Origin of the sequence: Bittarella massiliensis (ex Durand et al. 2017), assembly GCF_009876955.1 — a bacterium.
Lineage (GTDB): Bacteria > Bacillota > Clostridia > Oscillospirales > Ruminococcaceae > Bittarella > Bittarella massiliensis.
On sequence record NZ_WWVY01000007.1, the window covers coordinates 100,459 to 123,487 of the forward strand.

The 23,029-nt window shown below is 55.7% G+C and carries 35 protein-coding genes and 1 tRNA gene; 10 read left to right on the top strand and 26 right to left on the bottom strand.

The annotated features are described in order from the left end of the window. Nucleotides 1-6 precede the first annotated feature (6 nt). The 23 genes from GT748_RS09255 to GT748_RS09365 form a co-directional block, all read right to left on the bottom strand. A complete protein-coding gene (locus GT748_RS09255; RefSeq protein WP_161213446.1) occupies nt 7-1,386 on the bottom strand; it encodes a phage portal protein in 1,380 nt (459 codons plus the stop codon). Continuing rightward, entirely contained in the window at nt 1,367-1,591 is a 225-nt protein-coding gene (locus GT748_RS09260; protein WP_161213445.1) for a hypothetical protein, read from the bottom strand. The genes GT748_RS09255 and GT748_RS09260 overlap by 20 nt, the downstream gene beginning before the upstream one ends. Beyond that, on the bottom strand, nt 1,588-2,823 hold the full coding sequence (locus GT748_RS09265) for a PBSX family phage terminase large subunit (RefSeq protein WP_161213444.1): 1,236 nt from the start codon (nt 2,821-2,823) through the stop codon (nt 1,588-1,590). The genes GT748_RS09260 and GT748_RS09265 overlap by 4 nt, the downstream gene beginning before the upstream one ends. After that, nucleotides 2,801-3,151, bottom strand: a complete 351-nt coding sequence (locus tag GT748_RS09270; RefSeq protein ID WP_161213443.1) for a helix-turn-helix domain-containing protein — start codon at nt 3,149-3,151, stop codon at nt 2,801-2,803. The genes GT748_RS09265 and GT748_RS09270 overlap by 23 nt, the downstream gene beginning before the upstream one ends. A 495-nt stretch (nt 3,152-3,646) precedes the next feature. Further along, on the bottom strand, nt 3,647-4,036 hold the full coding sequence (locus GT748_RS09275; protein ID WP_161213442.1) for a hypothetical protein: 390 nt from the start codon (nt 4,034-4,036) through the stop codon (nt 3,647-3,649). Beyond that, a complete protein-coding gene (locus GT748_RS09280) occupies nt 4,033-4,278 on the bottom strand; it encodes a hypothetical protein (protein ID WP_161213441.1) in 246 nt (81 codons plus the stop codon). The genes GT748_RS09275 and GT748_RS09280 overlap by 4 nt, the downstream gene beginning before the upstream one ends. Then, entirely contained in the window at nt 4,275-4,583 is a 309-nt protein-coding gene (locus GT748_RS09285; protein ID WP_161213440.1) for a hypothetical protein, read from the bottom strand. Before GT748_RS09285 ends, GT748_RS09280 begins: the two co-directional genes overlap by 4 nt. 174 nt (nt 4,584-4,757) lie before the next feature. Beyond that, nucleotides 4,758-5,039, bottom strand: coding sequence for a hypothetical protein (locus tag GT748_RS09290; RefSeq protein WP_161213439.1), 282 nt, complete (start codon nt 5,037-5,039; stop codon nt 4,758-4,760). Further along, nucleotides 5,026-5,280, bottom strand: coding sequence for a Lar family restriction alleviation protein (locus GT748_RS16010; RefSeq protein ID WP_161213438.1), 255 nt, complete (start codon nt 5,278-5,280; stop codon nt 5,026-5,028). The genes GT748_RS09290 and GT748_RS16010 overlap by 14 nt, the downstream gene beginning before the upstream one ends. A 4-nt stretch (nt 5,281-5,284) precedes the next feature. Beyond that, nucleotides 5,285-5,704: a 3D domain-containing protein gene (locus tag GT748_RS09300; protein ID WP_161213437.1), complete on the bottom strand. Its 420-nt coding sequence runs from the start codon at nt 5,702-5,704 to the stop codon at nt 5,285-5,287. Beyond that, nucleotides 5,680-6,096, bottom strand: coding sequence for a hypothetical protein (locus GT748_RS09305; RefSeq protein ID WP_161213436.1), 417 nt, complete (start codon nt 6,094-6,096; stop codon nt 5,680-5,682). Before GT748_RS09305 ends, GT748_RS09300 begins: the two co-directional genes overlap by 25 nt. A 298-nt stretch (nt 6,097-6,394) precedes the next feature. Beyond that, complete coding sequence (locus GT748_RS09310) at nt 6,395-8,236, bottom strand: DUF927 domain-containing protein (RefSeq protein WP_161213435.1); 1,842 nt, start codon at nt 8,234-8,236, stop codon at nt 6,395-6,397. After that, complete coding sequence (locus tag GT748_RS16015) at nt 8,148-8,882, bottom strand: CHC2 zinc finger domain-containing protein (protein ID WP_368034535.1); 735 nt, start codon at nt 8,880-8,882, stop codon at nt 8,148-8,150. The genes GT748_RS09310 and GT748_RS16015 overlap by 89 nt, the downstream gene beginning before the upstream one ends. Beyond that, complete coding sequence (locus GT748_RS09320) at nt 8,765-9,247, bottom strand: ERCC4 domain-containing protein (protein WP_161213433.1); 483 nt, start codon at nt 9,245-9,247, stop codon at nt 8,765-8,767. The genes GT748_RS16015 and GT748_RS09320 overlap by 118 nt, the downstream gene beginning before the upstream one ends. 50 nt (nt 9,248-9,297) lie before the next feature. Beyond that, nucleotides 9,298-9,729 carry a DUF669 domain-containing protein gene (locus GT748_RS09325; RefSeq protein ID WP_161213432.1) on the bottom strand — a complete coding sequence of 144 codons (432 nt, stop codon included), beginning with the start codon at nt 9,727-9,729 and terminating at the stop codon, nt 9,298-9,300. A gap of 2 nt (nt 9,730-9,731) precedes the next feature. Then, entirely contained in the window at nt 9,732-10,289 is a 558-nt protein-coding gene (locus GT748_RS09330; protein WP_154669025.1) for an HD domain-containing protein, read from the bottom strand. Next, the gene (locus GT748_RS09335; protein WP_161213431.1) at nt 10,289-10,894 is read right to left on the bottom strand and encodes a hypothetical protein; all 606 of its coding nucleotides are present in this window, start codon (nt 10,892-10,894) and stop codon (nt 10,289-10,291) included. The genes GT748_RS09330 and GT748_RS09335 overlap by 1 nt, the downstream gene beginning before the upstream one ends. Further along, complete coding sequence (locus tag GT748_RS09340; protein WP_161213430.1) at nt 10,881-11,819, bottom strand: ATP-binding protein; 939 nt, start codon at nt 11,817-11,819, stop codon at nt 10,881-10,883. Before GT748_RS09340 ends, GT748_RS09335 begins: the two co-directional genes overlap by 14 nt. 12 nt (nt 11,820-11,831) lie before the next feature. Further along, a complete protein-coding gene (locus GT748_RS09345; protein WP_161213429.1) occupies nt 11,832-12,197 on the bottom strand; it encodes a hypothetical protein in 366 nt (121 codons plus the stop codon). Beyond that, nucleotides 12,190-12,570 (bottom strand): hypothetical protein, encoded by a 381-nt coding sequence (locus GT748_RS09350; RefSeq protein ID WP_161213428.1) that lies wholly within the window; start codon nt 12,568-12,570, stop codon nt 12,190-12,192. The genes GT748_RS09345 and GT748_RS09350 overlap by 8 nt, the downstream gene beginning before the upstream one ends. Continuing rightward, complete coding sequence (locus GT748_RS09355; protein WP_161213427.1) at nt 12,567-12,761, bottom strand: hypothetical protein; 195 nt, start codon at nt 12,759-12,761, stop codon at nt 12,567-12,569. Before GT748_RS09355 ends, GT748_RS09350 begins: the two co-directional genes overlap by 4 nt. After that, complete coding sequence (locus GT748_RS09360; RefSeq protein ID WP_161213426.1) at nt 12,758-12,922, bottom strand: hypothetical protein; 165 nt, start codon at nt 12,920-12,922, stop codon at nt 12,758-12,760. The genes GT748_RS09355 and GT748_RS09360 overlap by 4 nt, the downstream gene beginning before the upstream one ends. Next, complete coding sequence (locus GT748_RS09365) at nt 12,919-13,254, bottom strand: hypothetical protein (RefSeq protein WP_021661130.1); 336 nt, start codon at nt 13,252-13,254, stop codon at nt 12,919-12,921. The genes GT748_RS09360 and GT748_RS09365 overlap by 4 nt, the downstream gene beginning before the upstream one ends. A gap of 69 nt (nt 13,255-13,323) precedes the next feature. On the opposite strand from GT748_RS09365, the gene GT748_RS09370 reads away from it, so the two are divergent. Next, on the top strand, nt 13,324-13,497 hold the full coding sequence (locus GT748_RS09370) for a hypothetical protein (RefSeq protein WP_021661129.1): 174 nt from the start codon (nt 13,324-13,326) through the stop codon (nt 13,495-13,497). Here GT748_RS09370 and GT748_RS09375 read toward each other — a convergent pair. Together GT748_RS09375 and GT748_RS09380 are read right to left on the bottom strand one after the other, a co-directional pair. Further along, nucleotides 13,494-13,646 carry a hypothetical protein gene (locus GT748_RS09375; RefSeq protein ID WP_161213425.1) on the bottom strand — a complete coding sequence of 51 codons (153 nt, stop codon included), beginning with the start codon at nt 13,644-13,646 and terminating at the stop codon, nt 13,494-13,496. The two genes, GT748_RS09370 and GT748_RS09375, sit on opposite strands and share 4 nt — an antisense overlap. 46 nt (nt 13,647-13,692) lie before the next feature. Continuing rightward, on the bottom strand, nt 13,693-13,899 hold the full coding sequence (locus GT748_RS09380) for a hypothetical protein (RefSeq protein WP_161213424.1): 207 nt from the start codon (nt 13,897-13,899) through the stop codon (nt 13,693-13,695). A 215-nt stretch (nt 13,900-14,114) separates the two neighbouring features. Between GT748_RS09380 and GT748_RS09385 the strand changes: the two genes are divergently transcribed. From GT748_RS09385 to GT748_RS09400, 4 genes are all read left to right on the top strand, one after another. Beyond that, on the top strand, nt 14,115-14,531 hold the full coding sequence (locus GT748_RS09385; RefSeq protein WP_161213423.1) for an XRE family transcriptional regulator: 417 nt from the start codon (nt 14,115-14,117) through the stop codon (nt 14,529-14,531). Nucleotides 14,532-14,533: 2 nt separating this feature from the next. Continuing rightward, nucleotides 14,534-15,007, top strand: coding sequence for an ImmA/IrrE family metallo-endopeptidase (locus GT748_RS09390; RefSeq protein ID WP_161213422.1), 474 nt, complete (start codon nt 14,534-14,536; stop codon nt 15,005-15,007). A gap of 75 nt (nt 15,008-15,082) precedes the next feature. Further along, complete coding sequence (locus GT748_RS09395; protein ID WP_243148075.1) at nt 15,083-16,420, top strand: DUF4041 domain-containing protein; 1,338 nt, start codon at nt 15,083-15,085, stop codon at nt 16,418-16,420. Nucleotides 16,421-16,649: 229 nt separating this feature from the next. After that, entirely contained in the window at nt 16,650-17,756 is a 1,107-nt protein-coding gene (locus tag GT748_RS09400) for a tyrosine-type recombinase/integrase (RefSeq protein WP_161213421.1), read from the top strand. 59 nt (nt 17,757-17,815) lie between these two features. On the opposite strand, the gene GT748_RS09405 is transcribed toward GT748_RS09400, so the two are convergent. Next, a tRNA-Leu gene (locus tag GT748_RS09405) sits at nt 17,816-17,897 on the bottom strand. 167 nt (nt 17,898-18,064) lie between these two features. Here GT748_RS09405 and GT748_RS09410 point away from each other — a divergent pair. The 5 genes from GT748_RS09410 to GT748_RS09430 all read left to right on the top strand — a co-directional run bounded on the left by GT748_RS09410 (nt 18,065) and on the right by GT748_RS09430 (nt 22,854). Then, a complete protein-coding gene (locus GT748_RS09410; protein ID WP_044992946.1) occupies nt 18,065-18,742 on the top strand; it encodes a response regulator transcription factor in 678 nt (225 codons plus the stop codon). Then, the gene (locus tag GT748_RS09415; protein ID WP_021660192.1) at nt 18,729-20,291 is read left to right on the top strand and encodes a sensor histidine kinase; all 1,563 of its coding nucleotides are present in this window, start codon (nt 18,729-18,731) and stop codon (nt 20,289-20,291) included. The genes GT748_RS09410 and GT748_RS09415 overlap by 14 nt, the downstream gene beginning before the upstream one ends. A gap of 327 nt (nt 20,292-20,618) precedes the next feature. Beyond that, nucleotides 20,619-21,014 (top strand): D-ribose pyranase, encoded by a 396-nt coding sequence (gene rbsD / locus GT748_RS09420; RefSeq protein ID WP_021660190.1) that lies wholly within the window; start codon nt 20,619-20,621, stop codon nt 21,012-21,014. A gap of 159 nt (nt 21,015-21,173) precedes the next feature. Further along, nucleotides 21,174-21,734 (top strand): RNA polymerase sigma factor, encoded by a 561-nt coding sequence (locus GT748_RS09425; RefSeq protein WP_021660188.1) that lies wholly within the window; start codon nt 21,174-21,176, stop codon nt 21,732-21,734. Continuing rightward, nucleotides 21,721-22,854, top strand: a complete 1,134-nt coding sequence (locus tag GT748_RS09430; RefSeq protein WP_143161658.1) for a DUF4179 domain-containing protein — start codon at nt 21,721-21,723, stop codon at nt 22,852-22,854. Before GT748_RS09425 ends, GT748_RS09430 begins: the two co-directional genes overlap by 14 nt. Nucleotides 22,855-23,029 lie beyond the last annotated feature (175 nt).

The window sequence follows — 23,029 nt, forward strand, 5'->3', positions numbered from 1 at the left end:
TCACCCCTATCCCTTTTGCGGAGGCATTTCTTCACCTTCGACAAGCAGCGCCTCCATTTCCGGCATATATTTTTTGGCGATTTTTTCGAGGTCTTTTTCTGCCTTCCACTTCTCCCCAAAATACCACGCCAGAGCAATCTCGGGCCGGAGCATCCCTGCGGCAACCATCTGCTGGTACTCTCCCCAGGTGCGGTCTCGGTTATAGAGGACGCCATCGCCCCAGTCAATCACCAAGTTGTCAGGGTTCCACCTGTCCGTTCCGCCCGGCAATCTGTACTCCTTGGCGACAGCTGCGCTTACTCGGAGCAATTCCCGTAGGGTCTCTTCCCATGCCTGCTGTAGGTCGATGATGGTGAGGTTGTAATCCCCTTCGCTCGAGGTGATTTCTGTCGCCGTCCGCTCGGACGCCTCCACCTCGGAAAGAATTCCGCGCTTCATCCCGATAGCAGTTTCGATGTTTCGCAGGTATTCATTTTTTCGGGCAAGATAGCTCTGTTCCCGGAGGGCCGGCGAAAATACGGTCACGCCGACATTCTTTGTACTGTCATCTACAGCCAGGAAAACGTCGTCTTCCAGCCGCTTGTTCCCCTTTCTGTCCCTCGCCAGCATATCCTCGCTGGCGATGATACGAGACCGGCCGTGCTCAAACTCTCGTCCGAGCTGCCATTCGTTGCGGTCAATGCGGTGGATGAGAGCTGCCGCAGGGGCGTATACCGCGACCCCATCTGTCGACCCATCCACACAATTATCTGCCGGGGAGTGCAGCTTTGCCATCCCCAGCCCCATGGGCGTCCGGTAGGTGTGGCTCTCCTCTAAGCCTCCATATTTCGCGAGCGAATGGAGGCTTACCGGGCTTCCCAGCTCCCCACGGGTGTAACTGCGGAACAGCTTGTAGTCAATTGTGAGACGGCCATCTGGCCCCACAGTGCGGCGCTCTACCAGGGTGTAGACTTTTCCGGCCTCCTCGGTGATTTCCAGCATCCCAACACTGGTATCGTTTCCTTGGTCGTCTCTGGACAGCACCACGTAGCAGTCCCGGCGGACAACCGAGTAATGGATTCCTCCGCCCATCGGCACCGGCTTGATGTAGGCGTCTCCGGCAGATAGCATATTTTGCATGGCTCTCTTTTTCACCCGGTCGGCAGCTTCAAGCCATCTCTGCGCCGCCTCATCATTCCCCTTGAGGCTGGCGGAATACTCTCCAAAAATGGTCTTTTGCAGCTTGTTCACCACTGCGTATGCCATTCTCTGGCATGGGTCTTCCCTGGTCTCCTCGTCCTCTCGGGTTCTGTAGTAGAGGTTCAGCCAGTCTCCGATTGCCGCCTGCATCTCGGCAGAAGTGACGTCCTTGCAGTTTAGCGCCTGCTCAATCAGCGACCCCTTCATCCGCCGCCCTCCTTCCCACTCGTTTTGTCAGTCTTCCAGCCATCTTCATTCCGTCGTGCAGCCCCTCTATATAGGCCTCTTTGTCGGAGAGCTGGCGCTTCAGATCCCGAATCTCCATCTCCTTCTCGGCCAGCTGGCGAAGTAGGTCTCCCCGGCACCACTCGGGCAGGAATCGCTTAAAAATCCATATTTTCAGTTTCTTCATCTGCCCCGCCTCCTCCAAACTCTTTCCATTGCATACCGTACGGCGTCTATGTGGTGATTGTCCGCGTCCGGGTATTCGTTCGTGGGCTCCCCGTCCTTGGTAGTCGTGTATTCGTATTCCGCAAACTCCCGGGCTGTCCTGGGGCATCTTTCCGGGTCAATGCAAATGGCGGACAGCCCTTGCAGCCACTTCATAGAGTAGGCCACGCTGCCCGGCCCCTTCTCCGCCTCTCGGCAACGCACTCCAAATGCCCGATAATCATCACAGCTCTTGTTTTCTGCACTGTCTGCGGTGACTATTTCGTCCGGGTCAATCCACTTCTTGACAATCTCTGCCGTTTCCTGGTTTCGCACCTTCTGCCGCTCCTCCTCGCCAAATATGTAGAGCACCCGGCGCCCAGCGTCGTAGTGCATCCGATTGAATGCCCATGGGTCTGGGTACCAGCCCCAGTCAACGCCATTGTAGATGCGGTCAAAATGCTTGATTTGGTCGACCGAGATTGGCTCAAGGTGGAGATTGTCAAATACTTGAGTGCCGTTACCCACCACCTCACCCAAATACTCATGTCGGTACTTGATGGGGTTGGTATTTTCCAAATGCGCAGCATCATCGAGAAATCTTTGCCCCAGCCATTCGGTAGGGGTCGTCAGGTAGGTGGAGTGGTGGGCCAGCTTGCCCGGCTTGTTCTCAAGCACATAGCGGTTGGCCCAATTTCTGGCCGCCGCCGGCGGGTTGAAAGATTTCAGGGTCAGCGAGAAAGGCCCGCCACGAAGCACCGACTGCTCCACGTTGCGTATTTCCTCCGGGCCCGCAAATTGGTCAAGTTCCTCAAACCAGACGATGCCAACATACCCTCGCTGCATCTTGATGGACTTGACCTTTCCAGGGTCATCCAGCCCGAAAAACATGACCTTCTGCCCAGTTAGGGTGTAGATGATCTCCATTGGCGAAACCGTGGCCTTGCAGTATGGCGTAATCCCCAGCACATCTGCCGCCCACATCATCTGCGCGTAGACGCTGTTGCGGAGGGTGTTTCCCACCTTGCGGAGGACTACCGCATGGCAGTCCGGGCGCCGCAGGAGGGTAAGCCAGACCTCAAGGGACGCGGTGCTGCTTTTGAGACTGCCTCGCCCGCCCGCCAAGACAACCTCTTGGGCCTCCCCTTTGCGAATGGCCGCGTGGATAGGGTAAAAGGCGGGGGCGATTACCTTATCCAGGGATATTGTCGACAATCTGCACGCCCCCCTCTGCCCCCGGTTCAATCAGTTTGTCTCTCCACTTGCCAGGCCGCCGGTTTTTCAGCCAGAAAATCTGCGCGGTTACGTCTCCCGCCAACGCCTTATAGAGCAGCGCGTTTTCTACCTGATAGTCAACGACTTCTTTCCCCTTTTTTAGGGCGTCAGAAATGTCGCTGTATCTGTTTTTCCAGGCATACAGCGTGGTTCTTGCAATCCCGATTTTCCCCGCAATGTCCTCGTCCGTAAGTCCGTCTCTGGCCCATCCCTCGAGGCATACAAGGCCCTCCGGGGTTAGCCATTCTTCGTATTTTCCTTTTGCCACCCCGGCCTCCCTTCTCCCGTCTCCCCAAACCCACCCTCCAGCACCTATGCGATTCGCTTGCACTGGCACACCCGTTGCCCAAAAATGGGCGCGAAAAAGCCCACACCGTCAGGTGCAGGCTTGAATCTTCGGCCCACCCAGCCTACTAAATACCCCACGTAGGGACGCAGGGCTTCGACTGGGCAGGCAAGTTGGTTGCACCAATCATTGTAGCCGGTGCCGCTCCCCAGTTCCCATGGAGTAGGGGCCTGCTGGCGGGTCTATGACCCTGCGCTCTGCCAGCTTTGGCAATTGGTGGGCAAGCCGTCCTCATGCAGACAGCCCGCCCATAAAACCCGCCGTCTCGCCTGTCCCCAGATGTTGGGGAGGTTACTGCGGTGGGCTGATTAACAAGGCCGTCGCGCTCCGGCCATTGTGTCCAAGCAAGGCGCGCGTCCATCCTCACTTGAATCACTATAATTATTTTACCACTATGAACCGAACAAAACGAACAGATTATTGATGAAGAAAGCGGTCGTGCGCCACCCTCACGCCGTCTGCCGTATTTCCTCCGCCGATGTGGAGGGCCACCGCTGCCCATGAAAACCCATTGATGTACCGTAAGCTAAGGATTTGCCGCATCAGGCAGTCGTTCACCCCGGCAATGTACCGATTCAGCCGGTTGTATTCAGCGATTGATGCCTTGATTTTCCCCTCGATAATAGCCCTACAGTCGGCTATTTCGGCGGCTATGGCGGTCTTGTCAGATATTCCGCCTACGTGCGGCAAACCAGTAATTTTAGGGGAGATGTTCTGTGCGGCGGCTTCCAACTCTCCGAGGCGGCGCTTTTCCTGCTCGATTTCGCGGTTGAGATAGTATAGCTGTGACAGTTCCCTCTTGGTCAAAACATCTCCTCCAATCTCAACCAGACCCCAGCCTCCCGCAACTCATGGTCAACCACCAGCAATTGGTCTGGGTCGTCCGCACAGCGGGAGGCAATCTCCGCCCAGGTCATAAGTACACGTTCGAGCCGGGCCTGTCCGAAACCCTCCGCCCTCACCGCCAGCAGCATCTGCTTGACTGTTTGGCGGACGGCCCTTTCGGCGACCTGCTGCTCCTTGGTGATGCGGTGGACGCGGGCTTTCACTGCTCGCCCTTTCCATCCGCCAGCAACTCGACCAGGTGATCAGTGGCCGCCAGGTACTCATCCCAACTATCGCCGAATATCTCCTCCATCTGGTCCAGCATAACGGATACGTCTGCTATTTCCTTCCTGGCGTGGACCATGGCCTCTTCGGTCAGGTAGATGTCTTTTGACCCTTCGGCCCGCAGGTACTTGTTGAGGGCCTGGATCAGTTCAGCGCATTCTTCCATACATTGGCGGATTTGGGCCTCTTTCCCCCATTTTTCGATTGCTCGTTTGGGTGCGGTCAGTCTATCGTTTTTATCCATTATGCTTCCCCCTTTAACTCGTCTTCCAACTGTATTTTTGACACTAATAGATGGGAATCTCGCAACCACCGTCCTCCATTGGAGCCATTCGCAATGGCAGTCTTCATGCTCGTCGTATGGCTCACTTTCGTCCATACACTTTAGCAGGTCGCTCTTGCTGATTAGCTGCATACTTTACATTTCCTCCCTCATCCTCGCGCCGCAGTTGGGACAGCACATGCTCCGCCATTCGTCCGGCTTGTACCTGTGGCAGTGAGAGCAGACCAGCCCACCGGTGGGGTGCTCAATCCAATGACCGTGCGGTTGCAAGTCTTTGGGGTCTATGGTGGGGGCGTCTTGTATCTCACTAATTGCGTCCAGGAACACCCCTCCCGCCACCCGGTCATCTGCTTCCTCGCAGTCTCTTGCATATCCCTCAAGTTTTTTGCAGACGGTGTCTGCATCAATCAGCCTCATGGTCTGCCTCCTCTCTCGGTGGAGCCTGGCGGGTGTTCCAGGCGGTAAGGGCTTTGTTCTTATTGCCATATATCTTAGTACCCACGCAGTGTGTCTTGCAGCACACCGCCCATCTGCCACTCAGTTGTTTTAGTTCTGCTTCTCCCCCGCAAAACGGGCACGGCAGTACAATCCCCTGCTTGGTGCACTCCTCCTGCGCCTCTCGGTCGCCCACCAGGGCGCGTCTGATTATGTCATTCATCGGCTTAGCCCTCCAAAATATATATTTTTGCGGTTTTGCATCCAAACTCCACCGCCTCCTGGTGGCTCTCTACCGCCAGGTCAATCTTGTGCCCCTTGATTGCCCCGCCGGTGTCCTGTACCACCCTCTCCCCGATGCCATCTATGTAGATGCGGGTGCCCAGCGGCATCACGTCGGGGTCTGCGGCCACGGTCACCCCTGGCGCCACTGGATCCCCGCTGGCGGTGGTGGGGTTGCCCCCGCAGATGTGGGGGTACTGCTCGGTGCAGTAGGCGTAGACCGCAAACTCACCGGCGAAAATTCGCTGTTGAGATTCTACGTGAGCCATCATTGGCTCCGGCAATCTGGGTTCGGCGGCAGTCGCTGGCCGCTGTATGGTGAGCAGGGCCAACAGCATGATCAGGTATTGGGCAAACTCACGCATCCCATTCTCACCCCTTCCAACACTGCCTTTTTGGTGACTTGTTCCCCCGTCATCCGTGAGAGGCAATCCAATGACAGTTCTAGCAAGCTTTCTGTGCTTTCCCCTTCCTGGGCACTCCTGACCAGTTGACTCAACCCCTCCCCTAACTTTCGCAGATTCTCCTGGTATTGCGCCAAACAGGCCGCCTGCCGCTTCTCGTCTTCTACAGCTCGCAGATATGTACTTTCTAGTGTTCTTCTCTCCTGTTGGGCCTGTTCTTTGGTGATCCGTCCAGCCCGCCATTCGCCGTAGAGGCACCGCAGGGCCAGAAAGCAGGCCTGTTGCGACAGGCTTCCGCGATGGGGGTATTTTCCGCCGGCGGATGCATCGCGCTCAATTTCTCGAAACTTCATCTGTGCCTCCTTTGTGCGACCTGTGCGACTGTGTGCGACTTGTGGTCGCACGGTTTTTTTGGCTTACCTATGCGATTTTTAAAGCGTTGTGCGACTGTGCGACTTTTTCCGCGAATTTTGCTATATAGGGATTTTACGTTTTTTGTTATGCTAAAGTGATAAAGAATTAAAATGAACAAAAAATTCTTTTCTATTAGGGGGTATGTCTAAAACGTCGCACAAGTCGCACATTTCGCACAACCGCATAACCATGCGATTTGTTCTAATATCCAAAGTCGCACATAAGTCGCACAACTCCTTATTCTTCCGACAAAAGGTCGTTTCCGATCTCATCTTCCTCCGGCAAAACCAACACCACACAGTGGCATGGGGCCCTGTTGATTCGCTTGGTCATGTCAAACCCCTTGCTCCCGACTTCAATTTTTCCTGCTGACTTCGCCCAGCTGAGGAATGCACGAGGGCTATATCCCTCATCCTGACAGATGCGGTTGAAGACGCTGCGGACGATGTACGCCCTCCCGCGGTCAACTGCACCCCAAACCTCATTCTGCTCACTCTCCCCGCAGAAGCGGTGGCGATTTTGCACCACATACTCACAGAGAAAATCGTAGCAGCGGCCGTTCTGGTCTACACTGGCCCGGGTGCGGAGGAACTCGGAGATGTCCTCTAAAGAGAGAGCTCGCCCATCCTCGAAAAGCCAGTGGGTGGCCAGTTGGTCGGCCGTCAGGATGAGAGCGGCAGCCATGGCCTGTTTCTCGGTTGTGTCGTTCTCCCGCAGAGCCGACGAAAACCGGTTGAAAAGGCCCTCTGCCTCCTCAACCCCACCCTCTGTCAGCCGCTGCACAAACAGCCGGCCGGCATGGCCATAGTGGCGCTTGGCGGTGTTGGCCACTCCGCGCGGGTCGGAAAACAGCCGTTCCCGGCACTCCACCTCTACGATTCGGTTGACCGCTCCTCCGCCAGAAGATGCGCCGGTAATGGGCATTTCTCCCGACGTGAGGATACAGTTTTGCCAGGTAGGGGTCTGATCAGTGCCGCCGGAGCGGTTGCCTCTGGTTCGCCCCACCCCTTCGGAGAGCATGTAGATGTCCTTGTCAAACTCCTTCTTGTCCTTGGCGATCTGGAGCTCATCGAGAATCAGGGGCAGAGAGTTGCAGAATGCTGCTGACCGCTCCCGCCCTACGGCGGTAGAGTTGAAGGTGTGGATATACTTTCCCATCTCCGGATTGGCCCATACCGAGGCGGCCAGCATCAGCCCTACGGTCTTGCCCGCCTCGGTTCCGCCCCAGAGGTGGACAAAGAAAGGCAGGCACCCCAGCGGACCCACCAGCACACTGGCGAAAGACGCCGCCAGCACGATTCGCGCAGTGATCCCCTCCGCTGCCCGCACCTGTCGTGCCAAGTCGAGCCACTCTTCCAGTGATCCTCTGGCCTTGACGCTCTCAAAAAAGCTGCGGAAGTTGGCATCTCCGTCAAAGACCAGTTCGGACACATAGGGCGAGAAACCCTCTTCGCCGATCCACCCCAGTCTTCCCACGCTCTGTTTTTCTGGGATCTGATCGTAGTTGAGCCCTTCGATGTCGTGAAGGTAGCGCACCAGGTAGGCAGCCGATTCTGAAGTCACCGCCACCCCTACATTGGCCAGCTCAAGAATGCTCTGCCGGCTGGCCAGGGTTCGCTTGTCCGCCGTGGTGTGGCGCCACTGCTTCCCCTTGCGGAAGGCCAGCACCAGCTTCTCCACCCCGGTGTCGATGTTCACCAGCCGCATTACCGGGAGGATAGGGTGATTGCAGGCCACCACCTCCCGGTAGTCCTCGCTGATGGTCACGCCGTACTCGTCCGCCTGCCAGGGTCCAGTGTCCAACTCCACCTCCTGCCCCTCGAACTGGGTGACAGCCATCCCCACCGGCCGAGCAAGGGCCATCTGCTTTTTCACGTACTCCGAAAAGGCTTTCTTAAAGCCGGTGACCCGCACCTTCCGGGCCTGTTCGCTCATCCGCTGGAGCAGCCTGTCAAGCACAAATTTGTCGTCATAAAATTGGTAGAGGAACTCATAGGGGTCCGTCCCCTCCAGGTAGTCCTCCCGAGTGTAATTGGGAATTTGAATGGCTTCGATGGCTGTTCGCCTCCCATCTTTCAAAATTGCTGTTCTCTTCCAGCCAGTACTCCAGGTATGGGATCCGATGGGCGGCCTCTACCCAACTTGCCGGCAAGGCCGGCGGTTCTCCCTCCCCATTCCATTGAGAAGGGCGCTCTTCTCCTAACCTCAAGCCCCGGATTTCGGCGCAGAAGGCCGCTGTCAGCGACTGGTAAACCTTCTTCCCATCTTCTCTCCTGCGGCGCTCCTGGGCTCGTTTTTGGGCGACTTCTGCCGCCTTTCTTCTGGTCCGTTCGTCCCTCTGCCCGCGCATAAGACCCAGGCCGAAGTCCTCGTCTAATCGAACCAGTGCCTGTGGATATGTAATGCCAAAAAGGCCCATCACCAGGTCAATCACCGAGCCCCCCGCCCCGCAGACAAAGCAGTGGAACCGCCCGTCTGTGTAGGCAAAGTTGGGGTCTTCCCCCTGATGGATGGGGCAAGGTATCCGCCCCCTGGAGGAGGTGGGGAGACCGTATCGGAGCAGCACTTCGGGCACCGTGATCCGCGCCTTGACCTCCTCCGCCGTGCTCATGCTGCACCGCCTTCCAATCGTTCCTTGGCCCAATAGTAAAGGGTGCTGTAGATGATTCGACCGCTGTCCTCCGGCTGGCAGAAAAGCAAGGTGATACCGTAGCGCACCTGCCATGCCAACAGGCTGGCGGCCAGGGCCTTGGGGGCCATCTTGCTGCGGTAATCATGGGAGTATATCTTCCTCCAGCTGGCATTCTCCACCAGCAGAAACACCTTCACCCCTGCCGCTTTAGCCCGCAGGAACTCCGCCTCAAAACGCCGCCGGTCTACTGTAAAGTTTCCGGCGATCTCGTCCAGGTTGGCCTTGCGCTCGATGACCACCTCGTCCTCCAGGCTCAAGAACCCTCCCTGCTCGTCGGGGAGTAAAGCGGTGTAGTCCCCGCAAGGAAGCTTCCCTCGCTGCACAGGAATTTTCTTTTTCCCCAGGGTGTCTTCTATGTGGTCCCACACCTGCTCCCGGGTGTCCACCAGGACGCCCATCTCTTGCAGCCGCCCTTTTACCTGGGTTTCGCTATACCTCCTACGCATGATTAGAATGGCAGGTCATCATCGTCCGCCAGTTCCTCAAAGCCCTGCACCTGCTGGCGGCTGGGCTGCTCTCCTTCCCAAGGAGGGAGGGTACCTTGTTTGTCCCGGTGGATAAACCACCGCACCTTCAGGTACCCTCGATCGTCTTCTGCCAACCTGGCGGCACCGGCTGCACCTATCCAACCCAAAATCTCGTTGTCCTCGTCGGCAATGCCAAAGCTGTCTTTGAGGGAGGTCAGGTTGCGGTTGAAGTAGTCGTTTTTTACGATATAGTGTTTGATGCGGATGTTCGACCCGCTGGGCCGTACCGCCACCACCAGCATAGGGTTACCACTTTTGCTCACCGTCTCCTCCACCTCGGTGATGGCCACCCGGTAATCTCCGGGCTCCAGCCGGGCGCTCTCTTCTCTGCGGTATCCGTCAAAAATACTCATTTTTATTCTCCTCTCTTTTCGTCTAGATAGGTGGCTTCCATATCTGCCAGATGCAGCTTCACTGCCAGTGGGCAATGATCAAAGGCTGTAGAAACCGCGTAACTGCCACCCTTAGTCGCATCGTCAAAGCCACCCATGTGCCATCGGATGGCCAGAGCTTCGCTGGTCTTAAGGCGCATGAACCGTTCAATGAGAAAGACTGACTTCTCGCCGTGGCCGTAGGGGAACTGATCCTCTACCTGGTAGAAGGGCACCTTCTCCCACCGGCCGGTCTGTTCATCCTTCACGTTGCGGCTGCTGACCTTGTAGAAATTGGCTTTACAGAGGTCGTGGAGTAGGCCGCAGACGGCCAGGGTTTCGGGTGTCTCTTCCGGCGCCAGGGCGCAAAGTCGCTTGTAAACGTTCACGCTGTGCTCGCACAGCCCGCCAGGATAAGCGCCGTGGAATCGGGTGGATGCCGGGGCAGTAAAGAAGTCGGTGGTCTCCAGCCAAGCCAACAGCCGGTCGGCCCCCGGCCGGGTGATCTTCTGATATGCGTTCATAAAGTCCATATTCGGCATCAGTCTCTTGCCCTCCATTTTTCTGCGTACAGTTCATCCAGCTCGGAAAACTCCAAATACTGAACAAATGGTTTTACAATCGTTTCAATTTCCGGGGTCTCGTTTCGGGTGTAGATCTCCCGATACAGGTCTCTCCCGTTGCTCACCAAATAGGTGAACCTCTCCACCTCCGGGCAGCAGGCAAAATACATGGGGTGCTGAGGGCTGTCTAGGTATTTTCCCGGACGGTAGCTGTGGGAGAATTTGATGTCGTAAATCTCCCCGGCCTTGAGGACGTCCAGACGGCCGTAGAGAAGGAATGGGATCCCGTCAATGGCCATGTCCCGATAGGCGGCCACCTGAAAAGCTCCTCCTTGGACAATTTGTCCCACCTGCCGAATCCCCTCTGCCCACTTGTGCCCCTCTTCCGGCTCCTCACCTTCGCACCAGGCGGCGACCAGATTTTCAAATTGGATGCCGTCCTGGATGGGTTTTGTTCGGGGTGTAGGCTGCCGGCGCAGGGTCTTCAAAAAGTCCTCCTGTGCCCGTTCTGGGTCGCCGGCCTTGTACATCCACAGCCAGGCCGAAAGGAGTGACTGGGTCAGTAGCAACCTATTCCTTGACATAGGCCCCTGCCTCCCTGTCCCAGTGCATCCCCAGGGCCTTGATTTTGGCCGCCAGTAAGGCTTTGGCCTCTCGTTCGCTGGTGAGGTGGTGGGAGAGCTTCTTCAGCTGGTGGGCTGTTTCCAGGGCAGTGGCAGGGTCGCGGATTCCCTCGATCAGATCCCGCACCTGTTCCATGACCGCCTCATAGGCTTCTTGTTCTCCCCGATGGGCTGCCGCCTCCTGCCGGATATTCTCCCGGGCCCGCTCAAAGAGCCGGCCCAAAAAATCGTTGGGGACACCGTCGTCCAGTCGAGGCAGCTTCAGCAGACCCTGCACCCCATAGCACCCCTTGGCAAAATACTGTTCAGTCGGAGTGAACCCCACCAGCCGGTCATCCCCCACCATCTGCATGAAGCACCCCAGGTCACAGGGCTGCCAGACGATGTCCCGGGCCGCCCCTTCGCAGAGGAGCCTCTGCCGGGTCACGTCTCCGTCCCTCTGCTCCACCGTGTGGAAAACATAGATGATGTTTTTGTTCAGGGTGTATTTCAGCCAGTTGGTAAACCGGACAAATTCCGCCTTTACCGCGCCAAACCCTTTCAGGGAGATGGCTCCATTCTTCTGCCGGTTGAGGGAGGGGTTGTCCCGCATGGCCCAGTCCTGCAGGTAGGTGACAAAGCTGCCGCCGGTGTCGATGACAATGGTCTGACAGGCCTTTACCTGCGGGCTTTCCAGGTCTTTGAGCACCTCTTCGTATGTATCTGCCTCGATGGTGGTTTTGCGGTGAGCGGCCCTGACCCGGGCAACCCCCTTGTCGAAGTCGATGAGCACCGGGTCCGGCGCCGAGAGGGCCAGTGTGGTCTTCCCAATCCCCGGGCTCCCGCTGATGATCATGGAAAATTTCTGATTGCTGAAATCCATTTCAGCCGGCTGTAAAATCGCCATCTCTATCTCTCCTTAAATGGTCTCATACTCGAACTGGCCGTGGTTGCACAACCAGAAAAAATAGGTTTCCGCCAAAAAGTCTTCGCAGAAATCGGCAACCAGGCTTCCCACATCGTACTCCCGAGAGAGAAGGAATGCTTTCCCTCCTACAACCCGCAGATAGCCACAAAATTGTTGCCAGTGATCCTGCAAGAACTCGTTTCTGTCTTCTGCTCCTGCAAGGGAGAAGGCCGACTGCTCCAGGTGTCGGACACAAAGGGCTTTTCCCTCGAAAAGACCGACTGCATCCTGCCCGCAGCACTCACAGCGAGGCCAGTCGTCCAAAGGGGCATTGGGACAGCCGGAAGGGCAGTTCACCTGTCTGCAAATCTCACACATTGACTTTTCCCCCTTCTCGGACTATACTGTGGGTGTAGATTTTCTTTGCACTGCCGTCTTCGATGTTTGCACCATCGAGGGCGGCTTTCTCGATTTCCAGGGCCATCTCGGGGCTGTCTCGCCCGTCTCGCGGGAATATCAAATAAATGTTTTCTAACGGTTCGCGGAGAATGTCCATCACCCGATAGACCTCATCCAACCGCCACCTGCTTGCACCCTTTGCCGTCCCATCATTCAGTCTGGTCCGCAGGGTTTCAGTCGTTATCCCGATGGCCTCTGCCAATTCGGCTGACGTTTTGTACCCCATCTGATTGGCCAGAAAGCGGAGATACCTGTACTTCACGGGACGAAACAACTTGCCTTGCATCTTCATTTCCCTTTCCTTTTCCTGATTCTTTCCGTCCTCTCTATCTCGATGACGGTTTTGGCGTTGTAGTCATCCCTCCACTCCCGCTCCTTGCGCTTGAGCTCCTCTGCTGCCTGCTTGGCTTTGCGGTAGTGGATGCATTTATCGTGGTCACAACACTCGTTGTGCTTGGGGCAATCCATACAGGGGTAGATCATCTTTTCGCCTCTCCTCTCCAAATCAGCAGCGCCGCCACAATGCAGCCAAGGCCACAAGCAGCAAGCCCAATTACGTGGGTTAGACTGGCTCCTGCATCGCTCATGCCGCCAGACAGCAGCAAGAGCGCCGAGCCGATGGCGGTTAATTTTGTGGGTGTCATGCTGTTCCCTTCCTTTCTTCCGCCTCCATGAGGCCTAGCGCTTCGATGAGCAGTTCTTTTGGGCTTTTCTGCCGCTCCCTTTTTGGGCGGCCTCTCTGCTTGTACTCCACACCATCTGGCGGGAAAACCACTGGAATTCGCTCATAAGGTTCCTTGATGATGTCCATGACCTGATATATTTCTCGGATTTTCCAAGGGGTTCTCCCGGAGAGACGGTCGTAGACTGTTTGCTGGACGGAGAATCCCATCAACTCCGCAAAATACGGGAGGTCTATGCCGAGTTCCCGGAGCCTTTTCCGGAGGTAACGGTATGTATCAAGGGGCTTGCCCATTGGTGTTCACTCCTTTCTTGCCCCCTTTCGGCGAACATGGTAGAATCTGGTTGAAAGGAGGTGATTATTATGTTGACAGAACGTGCGGAAAGGATTGCTCTTGATATATCTACCCAGGCATTCGTCGCAAAAATGGGGCACTGCGACTTGAGGGTGGATAAAGAAAGCGGCGAAAAGGCCGGCGATTTCTTTGTTTCTATCTACAAAAAGGTAAAAGAAGCTCTTGACCAGGAGAACGTCTAGTTCCACTCGGATTTGTACAAAATTTCGGCAAGAACCTTGGCAACCTGCGGCAGAACGGCTATTTCTGTTTCGCTGGTTGCCTTGTCTTCGTTTGTCACGCGCTCAACAAATCCGAGCAAAGCGCCGACAAGGCGCGTTTTATCTTCCATTTCTCCACCTCCTTCCCCGCTTCGGCGGGGATTTTTACTGTCCGTTTTATTGGACATCCTTTGTGTTATCCTTTGAGATAAGTTCATCAAGTGCTTTGCGGAATCTTTCTTCAGCGCCTTTAGGCTCTCTGCGCCCATTCAGCACGGCACTTACATACTTGGGGTTATAGCCAAGCTGGTTAGACAGTTCGATTGCAGTAATCCCATGCAAGTGCATTTTGCCGACAATATCCGCAGTCCATTGTGCAGGCATACAAAAGTTATCTCCTTTCCTTAAGCTTAGTTGACCTAAGTAAGCTTTCGTGGTATTATTTCATTGCGAGTAAAATTAATATGCACGATGAGCTTCTTTTTGCTTACTTAAGTCGGCCTGTGCTTAAAGTATAGACGATAAAAGTAAGCTAGTCAAGCGTTTGAGCTGATAAAAGTAAGCTTCTATTTGTTGCACAAAAAAGTGAGGATGGTTTTGTGTTTTATGACCTGTTTTATCAGCTATGTAAAGAAAAAGGAGTAAGCGTCACGCGCGCTACTGTTGAAATGGGGCTGAGTCGCACCATAGGAACTAAATGGAAAAATACTGGTGCCACTCCCAATGGAGAGACACTTAATAAAGTTGCTGATTACTTTGGAGTTCCTGTTGGAATGCTTTTAGGCGATCCAAAAAAAGAAACGCCCGCCCTTACAAAGAAGGACGAGCGCGATATAGCCAAGGACTTAGAGCGGTTGAAGGAATCATTGGAGAGTGGCGAGGGGCTGATGTTTGATGGCGATCCCATGTCAGAGGAAGCGCGAGAATCTATTCTGAGTGCCATGAAATTGGGCCTTGAGGCCGCCAAACTGCGGAACAAGGAAAAATATACCCCTAAAAAATATAAGAAGGAATAGAGATGTACATAAAGCAAATAGCGGACAAGCTGGCCAAAAAATACCAGACGAGAGACCCGTTTGCTATTGCTGATGCTTTAGGATTCATCACAGTATTTGTTCCACTACAAGGCGTCCGTGGTTTTTTCCAGCGGGCCAAAAGATGCAACATTATCTATATTGATGACCAACTTGACGATCAGCAAAGGAAATTGGTTTGCGCCCATGAATTGTGGCATGGAATAGAGCACCGGAAATTCAATCGAATTTTTCTCAACCAAAACACATATCAGGTGACAGGGAGATATGAGAAGGAAGCAAATTGCTTTGCCGCCTGTCTGCTCTTTGATGATGATGAGGTTGAAGAAATTGAAGAATTGACCATTCCACAAATTTCTAGGTGCTGGGGTGTTCCGCCTGATATTTGCCAATATAGGGTAGAACTCTCAAAAACAGAAAAAAGCCCACCCAGTGTTGCTGCGCTGGATGAGCTATAATGCAGCGGTGCGAGCCATCTGCGAATATTATTTTACCATATTTTTCTTAATATTGGTAGAGTACGAGGTGGAAAAATGGGCCAGTGTGTAAAGTGCGGGAAAAAAGGTCTAACGCTTAAGGTGAATGTAGAGGGAATGTGCCCTGAATGCAGCCTAGAGTTACTGCAAAACTGCCGGTCAGAAATCAAGAGACTTCGAGAAACGCTGTCCCCAGAGCACAACCAAATCGAAAAATTGAAAAACGAAATCAGCAGGCTACAATCTGAAAAAACCGAGATTGAGAAAAGCGTTGAATCTTCTGCAAAGGAATTGCGAAAGCTATCTGATTCCATTCAGGAGCGGAAAACAGAGCTGATTGAAACTGATGAGAAAATCCTATTACAGGAGTTTGGGCTTTACGAGCCAAGGTATGATTTCGTTCACTCTGAACAATACAAGATCAAGCTGGATGAGCTCAGAAAATCTCAAAAGGCTATGATAAAGGCCGGAACAGCAGTCACTGGAAGCACCAATTGGACGGTAAACAACAGTGTCGCACAAGGACGGAAAATGGTCAAAGATATGCAAAAGTTATTATTACGAGCATTTAATGGAGAATGCGACTCCGTCATTGAAAAAGTAAAATATAACAACTATGAGTCTAGCCTGAAAAGGTTGCGCAGTTCTAAAGATGCCATTTCAAAACTTGGCTCAATGATGGGGGTTTCTGTCGCGGAACCATACTACATTTCAAAAGTAAATGAATTGACTTTAGCCCTAGAGTATCAACAAAAAAAGCAGCAGGAAAAAGAGGAGATGAAAGAAACTCGTGCCAGAATGCGGGAAGAAGCAAAGCTCCAAAAAGAAATAGCAGAAGCGCGTAAAAAAGCAGAGAAAGAAAAAGGACACTACGAGAATGCGTTGGCCAAAATTGAAAGCCAGATAAAAAACGCATCTGAGAGCGAACTGCCTGCCCTTTTATCAAAGAAAGAAGAAATAGAATCTCACCTTGGAGATGTGGAAAAATCCCTGAAAGATATTGATTATCGGGAAGCAAACCAGAGAGCGGGTTACGTGTATGTAATTTCAAATGTAGGTTCTTTTGGAGAAAATGTCTATAAAATTGGAATGACAAGGCGGCTTGACCCAATGGAGCGCGTGGACGAATTGGGAGACGCATCTGTCCCCTTTAACTTTGACGTTCACGCTATGATTTTCTCTGACGACGCCCCTGCTTTAGAAGCAGCTCTACATAACGCCTTTTCTGACAGAAAACTTAATATGGTAAATCAGAGAAGAGAGTTCTTCAATGTATCTCTTGATGAAATTAGGAAAGTGGTTCAAGAGAACTATGATAAGACCGTCGAATTCATTGAACTTCCCCCGGCAGAGCAATACAGAATCAGTCTAAAAATGAAACAAGAAAAAGAATAGTTGGAGGTGTCCATAATATTTTGCGCATAACGTAGAAAGTCAACCAGCCAAGAAGCCGTTGCACACGATGAGTTGGCTGGCGGCATTGGCTTTACCGCCGCCGTTTGAAGCTCTAGAAAAAGAAGCTCGCCTGGTGTTGGCGCACCAGACGAGCCGCCGAATTAGGGTAGATAGTTGTCTAGGCCATCTACCCTGTCATTATAGCACAAATTGGCAGGAGGGAGCAACCATGAGAAAAAATGAAGCCATCTGGATTGAAAAAAGCAAGAGGTGGCAAATCAAAGTTCAGAAGGACGGGGTTCGCAGGGCATTCTATTCACCTGACCCCAAAAAAAGGGGAAAGGCCGAAGCAGAGAGGAAGGCCGATCGCTGGCTTGAGACAGGAAGCCGAAAAGAGGCGGCCAGAATTGGCGCTCTCGCCAAAGAATTTGCGGAGTACGAGTCCGCCATGTACGGGACAGGAAACAACCGGCAGCACGAAAGCATATACCGCAACTGGATCGCGCCAAAATACGAGCACAAAAAAGCGGCGGACATGACCCAACAGGACTGGAAAAACATCATCAAAGACGCCTACACCGCTGGGAGAAGCAAAAAGACCTTGAAAAACATACGGGGATACATCACCTCGTTTTGCGGGTACATGGAAGATTGCGATGTACCGATAAAATATCCTAGAAAGCTAAAAATACCAGACGATGCGCCGGAACAAGAGAAGAACATCTTGCAGCCGTCGCAGTTGCGAACCCTGTTCACAGAGGATACAGTAACCACTCGCGGGAAGGCTGGCCCGTGTTTCCATATTTACGCCTTTCGTTTTCTCGCCGTCTCTGGATACCGGCCCGGAGAAATGTGCGGGTTGCGGAAAACGGATCTCAAAAAGACATACCTGAAATTCACCAACAGCATTAACATATACGGGGAACTCACCACCGGGAAGAACGAGCGGGCGCGTCGAAAACTCCCCAGAACCACATACATCAACACCCTTATCAACCAGCAGCTGGAGAACCTCAAGGCCCATGGGTTGGAGGATTGCCAATGGCTATTCCCGGACGCCGACGGTGAGCCCCTAAACCCCAAAAAACTATACAAGCGGTGGAAAAAGTACGCTGATCAGCACGGGCTAACATGCTCCCCTTATGAGCTGCGGCATACCTTCATTTCGGTGTCAAAATCAGCCGTACCAGCGGAACTGCTCAAGCTCGTTGTAGGACACAGCGAATCCATGGACACCTTCGGGGTCTACGGGCACGAGGTAGACGGCGAACTCAAGCAAGCCGGGAAGCTGATAGAAGGAGTCTTTGACGGCATCCTGAAAAACGAAGTGGGTTAAAAAGTGGGTTACACAAAAATAGAACCGCCTGACAAATCGCATTGTCAAGCGGTTCTATTTGGTGCGGGAGATGGGACTTGAACCCACACTCCGAGGAACTGGCTCCTAAGACCAGCGCGTCTGCCATTCCGCCACTCCCGCACACAGGGGCACAAGGCGGCCGCCGGCCGCCTTGTGCCCCTTTATGATACCCCACATTCCCCCGCTTTGTCAATCTCCTCCCCGGGCGAAAAGAGGGCCCCTTCACACGGGTTTCACATTGTGCCGATATGCTGTATAATAGCAGAAAAACAGGTGGAGGAGGGGTTTTGATGCGCCTATTGGTGGTCGATGACGAGGCACGCATCCGCGAACTGGTGGCCAAGTACGCCCGGCACGAGGGGCACCAGGTAAAGGAGGCGGCCGACGGCGAGACGGCGGTGGCCCTCTGCCGGAGCGAGCCATTCGACATGATCGTGCTGGACGTGATGATGCCGGGGATGGACGGGTTTGCCGCCTGCCAGAAGATCCGTGCCTTCACCGACACCCCGGTGCTGATGCTCTCGGCCCGGGGGGAGGAGTTCGACCGCATCCGCGGCTTTGAGGCAGGGGTGGACGACTACGTCTGCAAGCCCTTTTCCCCCAAGGAGCTGATGCTGCGCATCGCCGCCATTGCCAAGCGGACCGCCGGCGGCGCCGAGGAGGCCAAGAAGGACATCTACACCAGCGGCGAGCTGACGGTGGACTTCACCGGCCGCCTGGTCTACGTAAAGGGGGAACCGGTGGACCTCTCCCCCAAGGAGTACGACCTGCTCTTTTACATGGTGAAAAACCGGGGCATCGCCCTGAGCCGGGAGCGGCTGATCACCACCGTCTGGGGCTACGACTTCTTTGGGGACGAGCGGACCCTGGACACCCACATCAAGCTGCTGCGCCGCCAGCTGGGCGACTGCGCCGGGCTGATCACCACCCTGCGCGGGGTGGGCTACCGCTTTGAAGACCGCTGACCGCCCCGGGCGCCGGGGCCGGCGGCGGCTGGGCATCAAGTGGAAGCTGCTGGTCTACCTGCTCTGCTTCGTGGCGGTGATGCTGGGTTGCCTCTGGCTGTTTCAGGTGGTGTTTTTGGAGAGCTTTTACAAGTCCATCAAGGAGCAAAACCTGAAGGACTGCCGGGCCCAGGTGGTGCGGCAGCTGGCCCGCCAGGAGAGCCCGGAGGACTTTCTCGCCACCCTGGCCCTGAAGGAGGGGGTGGCCGCGGCCATCTACACCACCCAGGGGCAGCTGCGATACAGCGTGGTCACCAGCCCCGGCGAGACCATCACCCGGCTGGGGAGCAACACCATCGACCAGCTGGCCGCCCAGATCGAGGCGTCGGGGGAGATCCTCTTCGTCTCCGCCCCCCGGCTGCAGTACAAGAGCTGGATGGCCGCGGACGACGGCGGGGGCTACCTCTTCGGCAAGAGCAAGTTCCCCACCCAGCTCTCCCCGCCCGAACTGAATATCCAGCCCCGCGACAGCACCATCGACAACATCCAGACCCTGATTTTGGGGACGGCGGTCTCCCTCCCCGGCGGGGAGGAGGGCTACCTCTTTTTGAGCACCGCCCTGACCCCGGTGAGCACCACCACCCAGACACTGCAGGTGCAGCTCATCTACATCAGCCTGCTGCTGGTGGCTCTCTCGGCGGTGCTGGCCCTCTTCCTCTCCCGGCGGATCACCTCCCCCATCGTCAGCATCAGCCAGACGGCCAGGGAGCTGGCCGGGGGCAATTACAGCGTCACCTTCCACGAGAGCGGCTACCGGGAGGCGGGCGAACTGGCCGAGACCCTCAACTACGCCGCCGAAGAGCTCTCCAAGGTGGACCACCTGCGGCGGGAGCTGGTGGCCAACATCTCCCACGACCTGCGCACCCCCCTGACCCTGATTGCCGGCTACGCCGAGATGATGCGGGACCTGCCCGGGGAGAACACCCCGGAAAACCTCAACGTGATCTTAGAGGAGGTCAACCGGATGAGCAGTCTGGTGACCGACGTCCTCGACCTCTCCCAACTGGAGGCGGGGGCCCAGAAGCTCACCCCCACCCGCTTCTCCCTCACCGAGCTGGGGCGGGAGACGGTGGAGCGGCTGGGGGCCCTGTTGGCCCCCCAGGGCTACCGGCTCATCTGGTCGGCCGACCGGGAGGTGCAGGTGCAGGCCGACGAGAACAAGATCTACCAGGTGCTCTACAACCTGGTCAACAACGCCGTCACCTACACCGGGGCGGACAAGGCCGTCTTTGTCAGCCAGACGGTGCGGGAGGGGATGGCCTACCTGCAGGTGCGGGACACCGGCAAGGGCATCGCCCCGGACGACCTGCCCTATATCTGGGATCGCTACTACAAGCAGACCGGCAGCCACAAGCGGCCCACCGTGGGCACCGGGCTGGGGCTCTCCATCGTCAAGGGGGTGCTGGAACTGCACCAACTGCCCTACGGGGTGGAGAGCAGCTCCGCCGGGACCACCTTCTGGTTCGCCATCCCCCTGGCGGAGGGGGATGCCCCCCCGGCCGGCCGGTAGGGGCGGCCAGATCCCTCCGAAGCAGGCCTTTCGCCGGAGGGCAGGCTTCCCTGGGCATTCCTCCCAATTTTCCATCCCCCATCGGGAGCAGCCCCCCAGCCCCGAAACGGCCTGTCAAAACGGGCCGTTTTTTCATTTTTTTCGCCAACCTGCCCAGGCGGAGACAGCCGGGTTTGGCCAAGCCGCCAAAATCGTCGGAAACGCCGGATTTGTTGGGGCAAAACGGTTGCCAAATCGGCCAAATCGGCTATAATCAAAGGTGTGAAAAAACGGTTCGACAAAGGGGAGACCTCCTCCCTGCCGCCGGGCTGAAAGGAGTGCGATGGCATGAAGAAAAAGGGAGTTCTCAACGCCCAACTGGCGGGGTATCTCGCCGGGCTGGCCCACAAGGAGTGCTTTATGGTCACCGACGCGGGGATGCCCATCCCCAAGGGGGTGCCGGTGGTGGATCTGGCGGTCTGCGGCGGGGTGCCCACCTTCCGCCAGGTGATGGACGCGGTCCTGGGCGAGGTGGCGGTGGAGCACTACACCGTGGCCAAAGAAATCGGCGAGCACAACCCGGTGATCTGGTCCTACATTCAGGAAAAGCTGCCGGGGGTCAGCCACGAGATGATCGACCACGTGGATTTAAAGGAGATGTCCAAGCAGATCAAGTTTGCCGTGCGCACCGGGGAGTTCACCCCCTACCCCAACGTGATCTTGCAGGCGGCGGTGGTCTATTGAAGGCGGGGACGGTGTCCTTCGCGTTGGGGCCAAACAGCAGCGGGCTGTTTGGCCCTTTCTTTTTTGCGCAGCCGGCAAAAAAAGGCGCAAACGGTGCACCCAAATGCGGCCGGGCGGTGTATTGAAGGGTGAAGAGCTTTTGGAAAGGAGGGAGCTGTCTTGAAGGAGAGCGAGCTCGTCGCCCGGCTGCAAGCGGGCGACGCCACAGCGCTAAAGGCGGTGGTCTACCAGTACGGCGGCTACGTCTACACCATCGTCAAGGCGGTGCTGGGGGGGCGGATGGCCGAGGAGGACGTCGAGGAGGTGGCGGCCGACGCCTTCGCCAACCTCTGGCGGGTGGCCGAACGGCTGGACGGCCGACCGGGAGGGCTGAAGGCCTACCTGGCCGCCACCGCCCGCAACCTGTCCAGGAATAAACTGCGGCGCTTCACCCCCGGCCTTCCCTTGGAAGAGGGGGTGCAAGACCCCGAACTAGACACCCCGGCTGCCCAACTGGAGGCCAGGGAGCAGACCCAACTGCTGCGGGAGGCCCTGGACGAACTGGAGGAACTGGACCGGGAGATCCTCGTTCGCCACTACTACTTCTACCAGCGGGTGAACGAGATCGCCCAACTGCTGGGGCTCAACGAAAACACCGTCAAGAGCCGGCTGCTGCGGGGGCGCAAGGCCCTGCAAAAGAAGCTGGCGGAAAGGGGGATCGATCACATTGAAGCTGTCTAATTGGATGGACCTCCTCCCGGCGGAGGAGATGGCGCGCTTGATCCGGCAGGAAGAGGAACCGCCCCTGGACGCCATCTGGGCCAAGGCCCAGCGGCGGGCCGAGCGGGTAAAAAAGGCAGAAAAGCAGCACGCCAAGCGCTGGAAGCGGGGGCTGCTCATCGCCGCGGCCGTCTGTGTGGCGGCAGCGGGGACCGCCCTGGCGGCGGCGATCTTTCGCTGGAACCAGCCTTTGGTGGAGCAGTACAACCCACCCGAGACCATCCGCGAGGAGCTGATCCAGACCGGCAAAGACCTCAACTACCGGGTGGAACACGACGGGGTGGCCGTCACCTTTCAGCAGGTGATTGGGGACGAGAATGAAATCAAGGTGCTCTGCCAGGTCGAGAGCGTGGACGGCAGAGGGTGGCAGGGCGGTTTTCGCACAAAGGAGTTTTTCCTTGACGGAACGGCGACCGACTGGCAGGTTTGTCAGGGCGGCTTCTGGGAACAAGCAGGTGATGCGACCCAAGGAAATAGACAGAATGGAAAAGCTCTTCAAAACTACACTTTTTCTATTCAACCACAAGAATCCATTGACGAACGAGTTGTCACGATCCGCCTTTCCGACTTCTTTTACAGTTCTTTTCTCGATTTGTACAATGCCGATATAGACGAGCAGACAGCAACCCCCGATATAGCTAATACCTGGGAGGTCTCCTTCCGAGTGGACTACGACCTATTGCTGAAAACGGAACGCTATCATCCCAACCTGTCAATCACGGCAGGGGACGACTGGACCCTTAGCGAAATTGCCGTCTCCCCCCTAACTGTCCGGGTTGTATTGACACCCCAATACAAAGACGCGCGATTTCTCCTCAATGATGAAGGGCGGTCGTCCGAAGAGGGGGCATATATCCCTATCATTCTTTATTTCAACGATGGCACTGTGCGAATATTGGAAACCACCCCTGGCGGCGGAAAAAGTCAAGAGCTTACTTACCTTGGCAAAAATTACTGGGCCATCGACACCAGCCAGATTCGGGCAATGGCCGTTGGGACCATAACCAAAGCCGACGGAAGCGATGTCTATGAGCCCAAAGAAAACCCAGAGGATTACACCATCTACTACTATTTTGAATAACCCCCACCCAACACCCCAAAGAGCCCGGCGCAAAGTTTGCGCCGGGCTCTTCCCTTTTGCCCGCCCCGGCAAAAGGCACAGAAAAAGCAGGAGATCCGGGGGCATATCGCCGGTTCTCGCGGGAGCGGTTGCTTTTCCCCACCCCGGCTTTTATAATGAATTTTGTATTGACATT